The organism is Microbacterium sp. IO18, assembly GCF_049099505.1.
GTDB lineage: Bacteria > Actinomycetota > Actinomycetes > Actinomycetales > Microbacteriaceae > Microbacterium > Microbacterium aurugineum.
The window spans coordinates 291,330-306,309 of sequence record NZ_JBMJAF010000002.1 but is presented as its reverse complement, the minus strand read 5'-3'; the positions used below and the strand labels follow the sequence as shown (position 1 = coordinate 306,309).

At 67.9% G+C, this 14,980-nt stretch carries 15 protein-coding genes and 2 tRNA genes; 13 read left to right on the top strand and 4 right to left on the bottom strand.

Features of this window, described 5'->3' with window-relative positions; all coding sequences use genetic code 11:
* Positions 1-57: 57 nt before the first annotated feature.
* The 8 genes from topA to ACLF6J_RS13070 all read left to right on the top strand — a co-directional run bounded on the left by topA (position 58) and on the right by ACLF6J_RS13070 (position 8,418).
* Positions 58-2,919 carry a type I DNA topoisomerase gene (gene topA / locus ACLF6J_RS13105; protein ID WP_134351977.1) on the top strand — a complete coding sequence of 954 codons (2,862 nt, stop codon included), beginning with the start codon at positions 58-60 and terminating at the stop codon, positions 2,917-2,919.
* Positions 2,916-3,545, top strand: a complete 630-nt coding sequence (tmk, locus tag ACLF6J_RS13100; RefSeq protein WP_134351975.1) for a dTMP kinase — start codon at positions 2,916-2,918, stop codon at positions 3,543-3,545. Before topA ends, tmk begins: the two co-directional genes overlap by 4 nt.
* A 71-nt stretch (positions 3,546-3,616) precedes the next feature.
* Positions 3,617-4,774, top strand: a complete 1,158-nt coding sequence (locus ACLF6J_RS13095; protein WP_047521576.1) for a DNA polymerase III subunit delta' — start codon at positions 3,617-3,619, stop codon at positions 4,772-4,774.
* Positions 4,771-6,324: an alpha/beta hydrolase gene (locus tag ACLF6J_RS13090; RefSeq protein WP_134351973.1), complete on the top strand. Its 1,554-nt coding sequence runs from the start codon at positions 4,771-4,773 to the stop codon at positions 6,322-6,324. The genes ACLF6J_RS13095 and ACLF6J_RS13090 overlap by 4 nt, the downstream gene beginning before the upstream one ends.
* A gap of 69 nt (positions 6,325-6,393) precedes the next feature.
* A tRNA-Thr gene (locus ACLF6J_RS13085) sits at positions 6,394-6,466 on the top strand.
* 66 nt (positions 6,467-6,532) lie between these two features.
* Entirely contained in the window at positions 6,533-7,114 is a 582-nt protein-coding gene (locus ACLF6J_RS13080; RefSeq protein ID WP_134351971.1) for an isochorismatase family protein, read from the top strand.
* Positions 7,111-7,644: a DUF1697 domain-containing protein gene (locus ACLF6J_RS13075; protein ID WP_134351969.1), complete on the top strand. Its 534-nt coding sequence runs from the start codon at positions 7,111-7,113 to the stop codon at positions 7,642-7,644. Before ACLF6J_RS13080 ends, ACLF6J_RS13075 begins: the two co-directional genes overlap by 4 nt.
* A gap of 258 nt (positions 7,645-7,902) precedes the next feature.
* On the top strand, positions 7,903-8,418 hold the full coding sequence (locus ACLF6J_RS13070) for a CGNR zinc finger domain-containing protein (RefSeq protein ID WP_047521568.1): 516 nt from the start codon (positions 7,903-7,905) through the stop codon (positions 8,416-8,418).
* A 29-nt stretch (positions 8,419-8,447) separates the two neighbouring features.
* Here ACLF6J_RS13070 and ACLF6J_RS13065 read toward each other — a convergent pair whose 3' ends face one another.
* Positions 8,448-8,993 carry a type 1 glutamine amidotransferase domain-containing protein gene (locus ACLF6J_RS13065; RefSeq protein WP_047521566.1) on the bottom strand — a complete coding sequence of 182 codons (546 nt, stop codon included), beginning with the start codon at positions 8,991-8,993 and terminating at the stop codon, positions 8,448-8,450.
* Between the two features lie 172 nt (positions 8,994-9,165).
* On the opposite strand from ACLF6J_RS13065, the gene ACLF6J_RS13060 reads away from it, so the two are divergent.
* The gene (locus ACLF6J_RS13060) at positions 9,166-9,618 is read left to right on the top strand and encodes a hypothetical protein (RefSeq protein ID WP_047521564.1); all 453 of its coding nucleotides are present in this window, start codon (positions 9,166-9,168) and stop codon (positions 9,616-9,618) included.
* Between the two features lie 9 nt (positions 9,619-9,627).
* Here ACLF6J_RS13060 and ACLF6J_RS13055 read toward each other — a convergent pair whose 3' ends face one another.
* The 3 genes from ACLF6J_RS13055 to ACLF6J_RS13045 form a co-directional block, all read right to left on the bottom strand.
* Positions 9,628-10,416 (bottom strand): CPBP family intramembrane glutamic endopeptidase, encoded by a 789-nt coding sequence (locus tag ACLF6J_RS13055; protein ID WP_421076905.1) that lies wholly within the window; start codon positions 10,414-10,416, stop codon positions 9,628-9,630.
* A gap of 393 nt (positions 10,417-10,809) precedes the next feature.
* Positions 10,810-10,882 (bottom strand) — tRNA-Lys (locus ACLF6J_RS13050).
* A gap of 139 nt (positions 10,883-11,021) precedes the next feature.
* On the bottom strand, positions 11,022-11,681 hold the full coding sequence (locus ACLF6J_RS13045; protein ID WP_047521562.1) for a fasciclin domain-containing protein: 660 nt from the start codon (positions 11,679-11,681) through the stop codon (positions 11,022-11,024).
* A gap of 151 nt (positions 11,682-11,832) precedes the next feature.
* Here ACLF6J_RS13045 and sigK point away from each other — a divergent pair, with 151 nt between their 5' ends.
* From sigK to ACLF6J_RS13025, 4 genes are all read left to right on the top strand, one after another.
* Entirely contained in the window at positions 11,833-12,432 is a 600-nt protein-coding gene (gene sigK / locus ACLF6J_RS13040; protein ID WP_208526474.1) for an ECF RNA polymerase sigma factor SigK, read from the top strand.
* Positions 12,429-13,223, top strand: a complete 795-nt coding sequence (locus ACLF6J_RS13035) for an anti-sigma factor (RefSeq protein WP_134351963.1) — start codon at positions 12,429-12,431, stop codon at positions 13,221-13,223. Before sigK ends, ACLF6J_RS13035 begins: the two co-directional genes overlap by 4 nt.
* Before the next feature lie 29 nt (positions 13,224-13,252).
* Positions 13,253-13,882 (top strand): hypothetical protein, encoded by a 630-nt coding sequence (locus ACLF6J_RS13030; RefSeq protein ID WP_047521556.1) that lies wholly within the window; start codon positions 13,253-13,255, stop codon positions 13,880-13,882.
* Between the two features lie 196 nt (positions 13,883-14,078).
* Positions 14,079-14,963, top strand: a complete 885-nt coding sequence (locus ACLF6J_RS13025; RefSeq protein ID WP_134351961.1) for an aminodeoxychorismate lyase — start codon at positions 14,079-14,081, stop codon at positions 14,961-14,963.
* The last annotated feature ends 17 nt before the right edge of the window (positions 14,964-14,980 follow it).

Below are 14,980 nucleotides of genomic sequence, written 5' to 3'. Positions count from 1 at the left end.
CTGTGAATGACCCCACACAGTGGTGTGTATGGTGTGCTTCGAAGAAAGGACGCACCCTTGGCTGAAGGCAAGAAGCTCGTCATCGTCGAGTCCCCGACGAAGATGCGGTCTATTCAGGGATACCTCGGCGACGGCTACGAGGTGCTCAGCTCCGTCGGCCACATCCGCGACCTCGCCGACAAGAAGGACATTCCGGCGGAGGACAAGCAGGCCTACGGGAAGTACTCGATCGACATCGACAACGGGTTCGACCCGTACTACGTCGTGTCCGATCGCAAGACCAAGACGGTCGCCGAGCTCAAGCGCGCCCTCAAGAGTGCCGACGAACTCCTGCTCGCGACAGATGAGGACCGCGAAGGCGAGGCGATCGCCTGGCACCTTCTGGAGACCCTCAAGCCCAAGGTCCCGGTCAAGCGCATGGTCTTCCATGAGATCACCAAGGATGCGATCCAGGCGGCCGTCGGCAACACCCGCGAGCTCGACCACGACCTCGTCGATGCCCAGGAGACCCGTCGCATCCTCGACCGTCTGTACGGCTGGGACGTCTCCCCGGTGCTCTGGTACAAGGTCAAGACCGGAATCTCCGCAGGACGCGTCCAGTCGGCGGCGACCCGACTCATCGTCGACCGGGAGCGTGAGCGCATGGCGTTCACCTCCGCCGAGTACTGGGACGTCGACGCCGCAGCCGCGGCGACCGGCACGTCCTTCAAGATCCGCCTCGTCCGCGTCGACGGCGGCCAGCTCGCACGAGGCGCCGACTTCGACGACGACGGGAAGCTCAAGAAGGCCGTCGTCGTCCTCGATGAAGCCGCGGCTTCCGCTCTCGCCGAGGCGATCGACGCGGTCGGCTCCGGCTCCGTCACCAAGGTCGAGGCCAAGCCGGGAACGCGCAGCCCCTACGCGCCCTTCACGACCTCGACGATGCAGCAGGAGGCCGGGCGCAAGCTCTCCATGGGAGCCAAGCAGGCGATGGGTGTCGCCCAGCGGCTGTACGAGAAGGGGTACATCACCTATATGCGTACCGACTCCACGTCGCTGAGCACCCAGGCGGTGCAGGCGGCGCGGAGCCAGGCGGTGGCCCTCTACGGTGATGCCGCCGTGCCGCTGAAGCCGCGGGTCTACAAGTCCAAGAGCAAGAACGCGCAGGAGGCGCACGAGGCCATCCGTCCCTCGGGCGACAACTTCCGGACGCCGGCATCGCTGTCGTCTGAGCTCGATCGCGATGAGCAGCGCCTCTACGACCTCATCTGGAAGCGCACGGTTGCCAGCCAGATGGCCGACGCGAAGTACGAGACCACCACGGTCACGATCGCCGTCGATGCCGCGGGGAAGAAGGCCGAGTTCACGGCGTCCGGAACCGTCTACACCTTCAAGGGCTTCCTCGAGGCCTACGAGGAGGGGCGGGACGAGAAGCGCGGTGACGCGGATGCCGCAGAGAACCAGTCGCTCCCGGCCGTCGCCGTGGGCGATCAGCTCGCGGTGTCGGACGCTGAGGCGAAGGGCCACCGCACCACGCCGAAGCCGCGCTACACCGAGGCTTCGCTCGTCAAGGTGCTCGAGGAGAAGGGCATCGGTCGTCCCTCCACTTTCGCGTCGATCCCCGAGACGATCCTCGACCGCGGCTACGCCGTCAAGCGCGGCCAGGCCCTGGTGCCGACGTGGCTGGCGTTCAGCGTGGTGCGTCTGCTCGAAGAACATTTCGCGGACCTCGTCGACTACGACTTCACGGCAGCGCTCGAAGACGACCTCGACACCATCGCGCGCGGTGAACAGAACCGTGTCGAATGGCTCAAGTCGTTCTACTTCGGCTCGGACTCGCACGTCGGTCTCCGCCAGGTCGTCGACAACCTCGGCGAGATCGATGCGCGTGCGCTGAACTCCACGCGCATCACCGACACGGCTACTCTCCGCTTCGGCAAGTACGGCCCGTACCTCGAGGTCGCCGACCCCGAGAACCCGGAAGCGAAGCCGCGCATCGTGAACGTGCCGGAAGACCTGGCGCCCGACGAGCTCACGGCGGAGAAGGCACAGGAGCTCATCGATGCTCCTGTCGCGGGCGACCGCGTGCTCGGGGAGAACCCGGCGAACGGCAAGATCGTCGTCGTCAAGGACGGCCGCTTCGGGCCTTATGTGCAGGAGAACGATCCGGTGGCGGAAGACGCCGCGATCGATGAAGCGACCGGAGAGGTCGTCGAGGCCCCGAAGCCCAAGCGCGGAGCGAAGAAGGAAGCGGCTCCCAAGCCGCGGACGGCGTCACTCTTCCGTTCGATGTCCGTCGACGAGATCGACCTCGACACGGCGCTGCAGCTGCTCAGCCTCCCGCGCGTGGTGGGTGTGGACCCGGAATCCGGTGATGAGATCACGGCGCAGAACGGCCGCTTCGGTCCGTACTTGAAGAAGGGCACGGACTCCCGCTCCCTCGAGAGCGAGTCGCAGATCTTCAGCATCACGCTCGAGCAGGCGCTCGAGATCTACGCGCAGCCGAAGTACGGTGCCGGTCGACGGGCGTCGAGCGCGCTCGCCGAGTTCGAGGCCGATCCCGTCAGCGGCAAGCCGATCCGCATTCGCGACGGTCGTTTCGGGGCGTACGTCACCGACGGAGAGACCAACGTGACCATCCCGCGTGGTCAGACCGTCGAAGACATCACCTTCGAGATCGCGGTGCAGATGCTCGCCGACAAGCGCGCCAAGGGGCCGGCCCCCAAGCGGGGAGCAGCGAAGAAGGCTCCGGCGAAGAAGGCGCCAGCCAAGAAGGCGGCGGCCAAGGCGACCACCGTGAAGAAGGCTCCCGCGAAGAAGGCTCCCGCGAAGAAGACGGCAGCGGCGACATCGGCTGCGCGGTCGGCGGCGGCGAAGAAGGCGGCGGCTACCCGTGCGGCGAACGCGGCCGCGAAGGCCGCCGAGAAGGCGGACTCGTGACCTCAGGCCGCGGGGTGTGGATCACGCTCGAAGGCGGCGACGGGTCCGGCAAGACCACGCAGTCGAACCTGCTCGCCGAGTGGCTCGTGGCTGCGGGTCGCACGGTCGTGCGCACGCGGGAACCGGGCGGCTCCGAGGTCGGCCAGCTGATCCGTGACATCGTGCTGCATCACCGTGGTGACATCGCGCCGCGCGCGGAGGCTCTGCTGTACGCGGCCGACCGTGCGCATCACGTCGCGACCGTCGTGCGACCGGCGCTCGAGCGTGGCGACGTCGTGCTGCAGGACCGCTACCTCGATTCGTCCGTGGCGTATCAGGGAGCCGGGCGCGTGCTGGATGCGAAAGAGATCCGCGACCTGTCGCTCTGGGCCGCGGAAGGTGCCCTTCCCGACTTGACCGTGCTTCTCGACCTCGATCCCGCGGCAGCACGCACCCGTCTCGACTCGGCGGACAAGCCGTTCGACCGCCTCGAGGCCGAGCAGGAAGAGTTCCACGGCCGGGTCCGCGATGCCTACCTCGCGCTCGCCGACGCCGAGCCCGACAGGTTCCTGGTTCTGGACGCCGCTGCCTCTCCCGAGAGCATCGCCGAACGGATCCGCGCGCGGGTCGGAGACCTGCTCGACTGATCAGCCCGCGGCTCTCCGCGCGGGGAGGTCAGGGTCCCGACGAGGTCAGTGGTCCCGATTAGGCTGAGTACATGCCCCAGACCGTTCCCGCTCCGTTCCCGTGGGTGGATGTGTGGGGGCAGGACGCCGCGGTCGACACGCTCCGTGCCGCCGCCTCCGATCCCGCCGCGCTGTCGCACGCCTGGCTGATCACCGGTCCACCCGGATCAGGAAGATCGACCCTGGCCTATGCCTTCGCGGCCGCGCTGATCGCCGATCACCCCGACGACGAGAACGTGATGCGGCAGGTGCTGGCGGGCACGCATCCCGACGTCACCGCGCTGCGCACCGACAAGGTCATCATCACGATCGCCGAGGCCCGAGGCCTGGTGGAGCGCTCCTACTTCGCCCCCTCCGCCGGGCGATATCGCGTGATCGTGGTCGAAGACGCCGACCGCATGGTCGAGCGCACGTCCAACGTGCTCCTGAAGGCGCTCGAGGAGCCGCCGGAGCAGACGGTCTGGATCCTGTGCGCCCCCAGCGAGGCCGACCTCCTGCCCACGATCCGCTCTCGCGTGCGGTCGTTGCGGCTGACGGAACCGGACGTCGACGATGTCGCGCGTCTCATCAGCCTGCGCACGGGGGCGGACGAGGCCATCGCCGAGCAGGCCGCGCGGCACGCGCAGCGCCACATCGGCATGGCCCAGCGGCTCGCGACCGACGATGCGGCGCGCCGTCGCCGCGACGAGACGCTGCGATCCGTCCTCGGTGTACGCGGCGTCGGCGATGCCGTCGAGGTCGCCGGCCGGATCATCCAGGCCGCAACGGAGGATGCGAAGGCGCTCACGGCCGAGCGCGATGCGAGCGAGCGCGCCTCGCTGCTGCGCACGATCGGCATCGCGGAGGGCCAGGCTGTGCCGCCGGCGCTGCGCACCCAGCTGTCTGCGCTCGAAGACGATCAGAAGAAGCGCGCGACCCGGAGTCTGCGCGACGGGATCGACCGGGTGCTCACCGACCTGCAATCGCTGTTCCGTGACGTCGTGATGCTGCAGTTCGACCGTGGCGGCGACCTCATCAACCGAGAACTCCGTCCCGAACTCGAGGAGCTCGCGGCCGTCTGGCCCGTGACCCGTACTCTTGTCGTACTTGACCACCTAGCCGAGACGCGGCAGTCCCTGGAGCGCAACGTCGCTCCGCTGCTCGCCCTGGAGAGCTTGCTCGTGACGATCACGAGCGGGAGGAAACCGTGAACAACCGATCGACTTCCCGCTTCCGGCGTGCCCTCGGGGTCATCGCCGGCCTCGCCGCGGCTTCCGTCGCCCTCTCCGGCTGCCTCTACGCGATGATCCCCGAGCAGTCCTCGCGGCCGTCCACGACCGCCGTCCCCGACACCGAGGGTGTGGCAGAAGACCTGCTGCCGTTCTACTCGCAGGAATTGACCTGGACCGAGTGCGGCACCGGCTTCGACTGCACCGACGTGACGGCGCCGCTCGACTGGGAGAACCCGGCAGCGGGCGACATCACGCTCGCGGTCGTGCGCCACCGGGCGGAGGGGACCCCGGTCGGCTCGCTGCTGACCAACCCCGGTGGCCCTGGTGCCAGCGGTGTGGACCTCGTCCTGAACAACCTCGGATTCGCCGTCGGGGCCGACCTCATCGAGAACTTCGACGTGATCGGCTTCGACCCGCGCGGAGTCGGCGACTCGACCGCGGTGACCTGCTACGACGCCCCGGAGATGGATGACTATCTCTACGGCATCCCCGCCGCCGCCCGCGGTACCGCGGAGTGGGAGGCCGAACTGCTCGACGCGCACAAGTCGTTCGCCGAAGCGTGCGATGCGAACAGCGGCGGGATCCTGCCGTACATCACCACCGTCAACGCCGCCCGCGACATGGATCTGATCCGTGCCGTGCTGGGCGACAAGCAGCTGAACTACCTCGGCTACTCGTACGGCACATTCCTCGGCGCGACCTACGCCAAGCTCTACCCCGAGAAGGCCGGGCGTCTGGTGCTCGACGGTGCGATCGATCCCGCTGTCCCCGGCCTCGAGGTCGGCGCGACGCAGGCACTCGGTTTCGAATCGGCGCTGCGCGCCTACATGCAGAGCTGCCTCGACTCCGGGGAGTGCCCGTTCGCCGGCACGGTCAATGAAGCGATGGCCGATCTCGGAGCGCTCCTGGCGAGCGTCGATCGCACGCCGTTGCAGAGCGGCGACGGTCGACTCATGGGCGCGGACACCCTGCTGACGGGCATCATCGCGGCGCTCTATTCGCAGGACAACTGGGGATTCCTCACGCAGGCGCTCGATGAGGCTCTGCAGGGCGACCCGACCTCGGCATTCTTCCTCGCCGACTTCTACAACAGCCGCGAAGACGGCGTCTACATCGACAACTCCACCGAGGCGTTCCGCGCATACAACTGCATGGACTACCCGGTGGAAGACGACCCCGCCGCGGAAGCCGCCATCGATGCCAAGATCGCCGAGGGTGCCCCGACCATCGCGCCGTATTGGGGCGGTCCGGATTCCTGCGAGGTCTGGCCCTATCCGCCGACCGGAACCCGGGGTGAGATCACGGCCGAAGGTGCGGGACCCATCCTCGTGATCGGGACGACCAACGACCCGGCGACGCCGTACGAGTGGTCCGAATCGCTCGCGGATCAGCTGGAGGAGGGCGTTCTCATCACTCGCGTGGGCGAGGGGCACACCGGCTACAACAAGGGCAACATCTGCGTCGACGACGCGGTCGAGGCGTTCCTGCTCGACGACGTGGTGCCCGAAGACGGCCTCCGCTGCGAGTGAGACCGGCCCGATTCGCGAGCGAGCGCGAGACAGGGTAATATCGGTGATCGCGCCGCTCACGCGTCGCACGCCGCTTTAGCTCAGTCGGCAGAGCATTTCACTCGTAATGAAAAGGTCGTCAGTTCGATTCTGACAAGCGGCTCCGAAGGCCCCGTGATGCGAAGAACATCACGGGGCCTTTCCCGTCCCCACGGCGTAACCTCGAAGTATGAGTAGAGCGCTTCTCATCGTCGATGTGCAGAACGACTTCACCGAGGGCGGTGCGCTCGAGGTCGTGGGCGGTGATGCGGTGGCCTCCGCCGTCACGGGCTACCTCGCCGCGCACGCCACGGACTACGAGGTGATCATCGCCTCCCGCGACTGGCATGACGCCGAGGGCGACAATGGGGGTCACTTCGCCGAGACGCCGGACTTCATCGACTCCTGGCCGGTGCACTGCCTCGCCGGGACCCCGGGGGCCGACTACGATCCGCTCCTGGTGACCGATTCCGTGACCCACCACGTCCGCAAGGGGCAGGGCAAGCCCGCCTATTCGATGTTCGAGGGGGAGACCGAAGCGCAGGAGACCGTCGGTGAGGTCCTGGCGGCGGCCGGCGTGCTCAGCGCGGATGTCGTCGGGATCGCGACGGATCACTGTGTCCGTGCGTCAGCGCTCGACGCGATCGCCCACGGTGTCCACGTCCGCATCCTGACCGACCTCGTCGCGGGGGTCGCTCCGGAGGCGAGTGAGGCCGCGTTGGCCGAGCTCGTGCATGCCGGCGCGGAACTGGTCGTGAGCGCGGACGCGTGAGTCGTAGCGTCCTCCTGCTGCGGGCCGTGAACGTCAGCGGGCGCAACAGGGTTCCGATGGGGCGGCTGCGCGACGTGCTGGCAGCCGAGACGGACCTCGCCGATATCTCCACCTACATCGCCAGCGGGAACATCCTCTGCGCGACTCCGCCGGATCCCGAGACCGCACGCGCTGCTGTCCGTTCCGTGATCCACCGCGAGTTCGGGGTGGACACCCCCGTGATCCATCGGACCCATGCGCAGCTGGTCTCGTCGGAGTCCGCGCAGCCCTTTCCCGAAGGGGATGTGACTTTCGTGCACGCGATGTTCCTCGAGGGGCGGCCTGCGAGTGGTGCGCTCGCAGCGTTGGAGGAACGCCTGCTCCCTGCAGAGCGCCTCGCTCTCGTCGACGACGACCTGTGGATCGACTACGGTGAAGGCGGCGTGCATTCCACGAAGCTGACGAAGGCGGTGCTCGACCGTGCGCTCGGCGTGGCGGGCACAGCGCGCAACCTCCGCACGATCCGCACGCTCATCGAGCTGGCCGCGTGATCGTCGGCGTCTGAGCCTCAGCGCCCTGCGCCACCGAGTTCCCCGCTCACCCCGACCGGTGGTGTGTGAGGGTGCGCCTGCAGGTCGACACGTCGGGATCCGCAGTCCGCACAGCGCACGTAGAGCACGACGCCCTCGCTCGTCGGGTGTCGGGATTCCACTCGCCAGCCGTGTTCATGGGGCGCGGTCTCCGGTCGGAGGCGGGGGATCGGGAGAGTGTTCGGCGAGGTCATGCATCCAGCGTGATGTAATGGTCTTATGCATCTCAACCCTTACGGCGAGTATGCGGTCCTGCTGGCCGCGTCGTTGGCGAACGACTGGCCCGAGGATCGCGCCGGCATCGAGGAGCGCACCCTCGCCCTCGGGATGACGCAGACATTCCCGCCCGCGCCCGAGGACCATGCGGAAGTCCGAGCGGTCATCGACGACTGGCTCGCGATCGTCGACGAGCCCGATGCCGACGCGAGGGCGCTGCTGCTGAACGCACAGCTCGCCGCCGCCGCCGCGTACCCGCGGCTGACCAACCACGACGGCGAGGGCTGGCACCTGCACTACCGCGATGACGTGCCGTCGCTGCCCTACGTGCTCCGGGCGATCATCAGCCTCGGCACGTCGCTGCATCTCGTCACCCGGGGAATGAGCAGGCTCGGGCGCTGCCAGGCCGCGCCGTGCACGAATGTCGTGGCGGACGTGACGCGCAACGGTCGCCAGCGGTTCTGCTCCGTGCGCTGCGCCAACCGTGCGGCCGTCCGTCGGCATCGGGCTCGCCTCTGAGGCCGAAGTCTCGGCCCGCGGGCGCGGAATCAGGCCGTCTGGCCCGCGTGCTTCCCCTCACCGATCTCCTCGACGAGCTTCGCGTTGAAGGCCGGGAGATCGTCGGGTGTGCGGCTGGAGACGAGTCCTTCGTCCACGATGACCTCTTCGTCGACCCAGGTCGCTCCGGCATTGCGGAGGTCGGTGGTCAGGCTCGGGTAGCTCGTGAGCGTCCGGCCGTCCACGACGTCCGCCTCGATGAGGATCCAGGCGCCGTGGCAGATCACGCCGACGGGCTTGTGCTGGTCGAAGAAGGCGCGGGCGAGCGCGATCGACGGCTTGTCGAGGCGCAGGTGGTCGGCGTTGACGACACCGCCGGGAAGGACGAGGGCGTCGAAGCTGTCGGCCGCCGCCTCGGAGGCGAGCAGGTCGACGGCTTGCTCGTGACCGTTCTTCCCTGTGATCGCCGCTCCCGCCGGGGCGATCAGTGTCGCGCTCGCGCCCGCGGCGGTGACCGCCTCCCACGGGCTGGTGAGCTCGCTGTCCTCGAATCCGTCGGTCGCCAGGAACGCCACTCGGTTGCCGGTGAGGGTCATCGTTCATCCTTTCGTGGGGAGTCGCCCGCGGATGCGGACGAGTCGACCCTCTCCCGGAACGAGCGAGGAGTGAAGGGGGTGGCCGGGGAGCGGGGCAGGATGCTAGAGGCGGAGTCGGGCGGTCGCGGAGCGCTCCCGTCGGATCGGAGTGGGGAGGCAGTAGCATCCAGCCATGCGCTTCCGTTCTGCCCTCGTCCTCGTGCCGGTGCTCGTGCTGCTCGCCGGCTGCGCTCCTGAGCCGGCGCCGAGCCCCTCGCCGACCGCGTCGACCGCCTCGCCTTCGCCGACGTCATCTCCGACCGACACGGCGACACCCGAGCCGACCGAGTCTGCGACGGCATTCGCGACCGCCCAACTGGTGGAACTGTGCACGCAGAAGACCCGGAGTCTCGCGCCGGATGCGACCTATTTCGCCGACATGGCGACCACGGAGTGGCTCGGTGGGCAGTCGCTCTGGTTCGTCGTGATCCCGAAGACCCTGGACGGGCAGGACAGTGTCGCGGTGTGCGCGATCGGCGGCACCCCGGACGCTCCGGTGTTCGACCTCGAGGGCGAGACGCTGCCGAGCGGCGTGGCCGAGATCCGTGACGAGCTGCTGGCAGGAGTGCACGACGGCGAATCCTGAACGTGCAGGTCACCTCAGCGCATGCGACGGGGTGGTCGGGGCGAGGAGCGAGACCTGCGGTGTGCGTCGGATCACGACGACGGCGCCGATGATGCCCAGCACGAGACCGGCGATGAAGATGATGTTCGCCATGCTGAATCCCGATGCGAGCGTGGCGATCGTCGCGTTCGAGTGCTCGGCCATGGACTCCATGGCGTTGTTGAGCATGTGGACGACCATGCAGAAGAAGATCGAGCCGGTGACCCGTCGAATCGCGTAGAACGCGAACCCGACCATGATCGCGTAGACGACCTGGTATCCCGTCTCTGCGCCGGGCTCTGCGACGAAGTTGATCGAGTGAAGAAGGCCGAACGCGACCGCAGTGATGACTGCGACCCAGACCTCTTTCAGGTTGCCGCGGATGCCGATGAGAAGCGCGCCGCGGAACATGAGTTCTTCCCAGGCTCCGGAGTACAGCCCAGACAAGAGCGCCAGGACGATGGTCGTCGTGGGAAGGACCGCCCAGTCGGTGGAAACGGTGCAGTAGACGATGTAGAGGACCGGCCCGAACGCGAGCAGCATCGGGAGGACTCCCTTGACCCGGTTCGGTTCGAACAGCAGTGGGCGAAGCCAACCGAGCGCAGCGGCGATCCCGACGGCGATGACGACGACCAACGCCGTGCTTATCAGCATGTACAAGGGTTTCGGCAGGCCCGCGAAGGGCAGGCCCGCGACGGCGGGGAGGAAGAAGAGCGCGACGGCAAAGATCGCCCCCATCCAGATGCTGGGTTTGACGCGGTACTTGGTGGGCATGTTCATAGGGATCCTTGATCGGGACGCAGGCGGATGAGTGTCGGACCACACAGCGGAGGTGGCGCGCGGAAAGGCGACGTGTGGTGAGGGCATCGTGGACGAGCGGCCTGGCTCGGGTGGCGCGGCGCGTCCGACACTAAATAGTAACGTCGATGGATTAAATATCCAATTCAAGCGAAACGCACGTCTGCTGCGCCGCGGAAGGCGACGCTCCGAGTGGGGAGTGGGGAGTGGGGACGCGATATCCCGCGGAGGGACGCGGCGTAGCCGGCGGGCCTCGTCGAAACGACAGCGGAGCGCGCCCGGAATCAACCATCGGTGCGGCATGCCTCGGCGGGCCCGGCGAACCCTCCGAAGAGGAGGTCCCAAATCAGGCGAGCTATCCCCGTGCCTGTGCGGTGGGCCCCGTGGGGCTCGAACCCACGACCCGCGGATTAAAAGTCCGATGCTCTGCCGACTGAGCTAGAGGCCCCTGCGTCAAGTCTAGTGCGCAAGAAGAAGGGCCGTCAGCGACATGACTCCGCTGACGGCCCTTCTCTCCTTCTCAGGATCCTCCCCCTACTCCCGAGAAGGGCGTGCGTCGGGTGTCCTCCCACCCGACCGCGCCCGGCTTAGGATGCCGGGGGCATCAGGACCGTGTCGATGAGGTACACGGTCGCGTTCGCGGTCTGGACTCCACCGCAGATGACCTTCGCGTCGTTGACCATCAGGTCGTCGCCGCTGCCCGTGACCTCGAGCTCGGCGCCCTGCACGGTCTTGTGCATGCCGTCGATGTCGGCCGGCTCGATCTGGCCGGGGACCACGTGGTAGGTCAGGATCGAGCTCAGCGTGGCGCTGTCGGTCTTGAGGGCCTCGATCGTGGCCGGGTCGATCTTCGCGAAGGCGTCATCCACCGGTGCGAACACGGTGAACTCGCCGCCGTTCAGGGTGTCGACCAGGTCGACGTCGGGGTTGAGCTGTCCGCTCACCGCCGAGACCAGCGTGGTCAGCAGCGGGTTGTTCGAGGCCGCGACCGCGACCGGGTCCTGGGCCATGCCCTCGACGGATCCTGCGCCGTCCGGCACGGCGTCGGCGTATGCCGCGCAGCCGGGACCGACCAGGTTCGCCGCCGGGTCCATCTCCATCGGCGTCGACTCCGACGTCTCCGGTGCCTTCGGCTCGGACGACTCGTCCGTGGTGCTGCCGCTGCCCATGGAACAGGCCGAGAGCAGGAATGCGCTCGCCAGGCCGAGGGTGATTGCCGCGGTGACCTTCTTCTTGGTGCTGAACATGTCGAGCTCCTTCAGAACTGAGCCACGGCCTCTCCGTGGCGTCGAGTGCTGTTCGGAGCCCCTGCGGCATCGGATGGGAAGAATCTCAGAAATCTTTGAAATCGCTCCGGCAAGCGGCCTCGTCTGCGCGAGACCGGAGCGGAGATACGGCATGCTTATAGGGATGGTCATCGATGGGTTCGACGTTCCCGAGGACGGAGCGACGCAGGATGCTGTCGCCGACCTCATCGTCCGCGTCGCGTCAGGTGATCAAGCTGCCTTCGCGACTCTCTACGATCTGCTCTCCTCTCGCGTGTTCGGCCTCATCCTCCGTGTGCTGGTCAACCGCTCGCAGAGCGAAGAAGTGCTCCAAGAGGTCTTTCTGGAGATCTGGCAATCCGCTTCGCGCTTCGCTCCGAACAGAGGTCAGGGACGAGCATGGATCATGACGATCGCTCATCGCCGGGCCGTTGATCGGGTGCGTGCATCGCAGTCGAGCGCCGACCGAGACGTACGAGCAGGATTCAAGGACATCGGCGTCGCGCACGACAGTGTCGCGGAGCAGGTCGAATTGGGGATAGAGGGAGGGAAGGTCGTCGAAGCGCTCTCGGGGCTTCCGGAAGCGCAGCGCGAAGCACTCGTCCTCGCGTATTACGGCGGTTACAGTCAAAACGAGATCGCGGCCCTCGTGGGCGCGCCACTGGGGACGATCAAGACACGGATGCGAGACGGGCTGACCCGTCTGCGCACGGCGATGGGGGTGACGGCATGAACGAGAAGGACTTCGCAGAGCTCGCGGCAGGTGCCGCGCTGCACTCGCTGTCTGCAGACGATGAGCGTCGGTATCTCGCTGCCCTCGCGGAGCACCCGGAATGGGAGGACACCGTGGATGAGGATGCTGCCACCGCTGCGTCACTCGCGGACCCCGTCGAACCGGTCACCGCTCCCGCGCACATCCGATCCGCGCTGCTCGCACAGATCGCGGACCTGCCCCAGGACGGCGGAACGCGGTCCGATCCGGATGCCACCTCGGCGGTCACGGACGCCCCCGTCGCCACCCAGAGCGACGCCATCGACGCTCGTGCCGAGCAGAAGCCGAAGCAGCGCCGCTGGACGCGGAGCGTGTTCGCCCTGGCGGCGTGCCTGGCCGTGCTGGTCGGCGTCGGAATCGGTGCGGTCGCCCTCAACCAGCAACTGAATCCTCCCGCCAGCGTGGTCGCGCTGCAGGAGATCGAGGCCGCGGGAGACGCCGAGCAGGCGACCGTCGCCCTCGATGACGGGGGATCGGCGACCGCGCACTGGTCCGCCTCGGTCGGCAAGGCCGTGCTGGTCGCCGACGGCATCCCCACCCCTGCAGAGGGGGAGACGTACGAGCTCTGGTTCGTCCGCGGTGATGCCCCGGTCTCGGCGGGTGTGTTCGATGTGGACGGCGGCGACGCCACCGCGCTCCTGGCGGGCGAGATGCAGGCGGGCGACGCGATCGCCGTGACCGTCGAGCAGGCTGGTGGATCTCCGACGGGCCAGCCGACCACGGACCCGGTCATCGTCATCCCCACGGCCTGACCGTCGTCGATCGCGCGTACCCTGGAGGGATGCCCGAGCAGCACCACCGCCCCGTGCGTCGCCCCACCACCGCCTTCGACAACATCGTCGGTTCGCACGATCCCGCCGAGGAGACCCGTGTCGCGCACGCCACGGCTTCCGCGCTGCTGACCCGTGTACGAGCGGACGAGAGCGGCGCGAGCGCCGAGCGACTCGTGGCCTTCACGGCCGAGCACGGCATCGACGAGATCGCCGAGCTCTGGTCGAAGGCGCCGTCGCGTACGCTTCCCGGAGCACTGTGGCGTCTCTACGTGCTGCAGCTCGCGATCCACGCCGACGCTCGCACGGCCGCACTGCTCTACGACCGAGGCCGTGTCGAACTGTCGTCGGCGGACACCGTGATCGCGGGTGCTCCGGTGCCGGCGGGGCCGGAGGAACTCGTCGCCCTCATCGACACCATCCTGCGCGGGGCCTTCCGTGGCGACTTCGCCGTGGCACTCGATCGCGCCGCCGCTTTCTGTCGTGTGCAGGCGTCCGGTGCGACCCATACCGCCGACGACTACGAGCCGACGGAGCCGGCGCGCGCCAGCGAGCTCACGACGCGGGCACTCCGCTTGAGCAGCTATGCGCAGGATCTGGCAGCTTCGGCCGTGCTGTGGCGCACAGGAGCCCTCAGCTGAGCGGATCCTCACCGGGGGAGCGCTGGTGCTTCCGCAGCGTTCGGCGCGCCTGGACAAGAAAAGACCGGGCCGCAAGAACGCCTCTCGGCGGAAGGCCGCTCGTAGCGGCAAAAAATGGAGCCCGGGGTTATGCGGCCCGGCCATTCAATTGTAACGCGATGCAGCCGTGGGTATTCCCGCCCTCTAGGCTCGGATCATGACCGGGCGCTTCGCATTCATGATCGATCCCGTGGACATCGAGGAGCAGCGCTCCGACTACGCCGACACCTTCACCCAGGTGGATGCGGCGGCGCCGGCGCTCAGCGTCGGTGAACTCAGTACCCAGCGGGGTGACGGCGTGTTCGAGTCCATCGGCGTCGTCGACGGGCACGCGCAGGAAGTGGTCCCACATCTGGAGAGGCTCGCGCACTCCGCGCGCCTGTGCGATCTCCCCGCACCGAACCTCGAGCAGTGGCATCAGGCCATCGACGAGGCGGCGGCACAGCTCGGATCCGGTGAGTCCGTCATCAAGCTCATCCTCAGTCGTGGCGTCGAGCACGGGCCCACTCCCACGGCCTGGGTCACGGCTGCACCGGCGCCCGACTTCTCCGCCGTGCGGGAGAACGGGGTGCGCGTCGTCACTCTGGACCGTGGTTACGACCTCGGCGCCGCCGAGCGGGCACCGTGGTTGCTGCTGGGCGCCAAGACCCTGTCGTATGCCGTGAACATGGCGGCCCTGCGTGAGGCTCACCGCCGCGGCGCGGACGATGCGATCTTCCTTTCGAGCGACGGCTTCGTGCTTGAGGCACCGACGGCTTCGCTGATCCTGCGGTTCGGGGACCGCTTCGTGACCCCGGCGCCGAACGGGGGCATCCTGCATGGGACGACCCAGCTCAGCGTGTACGAGCACCTCGCGGCGCAGGGCTTCGAGACCGCCTACGACCGTATCCCGGCAGCGGATCTCCCGCGAGCGGATGCGGCCTGGCTGGTGTCGAGCGTCCGCCTCGCCGCAGCCATCACCGCGATCGACGGTGCCTCTCTCCCGGTGGACCCCAGCCTGACAGCCGACCTGAACCGTTACCTGCTCTCTCCCCGCGACTGAGCAGGTCTTTGCTCCGC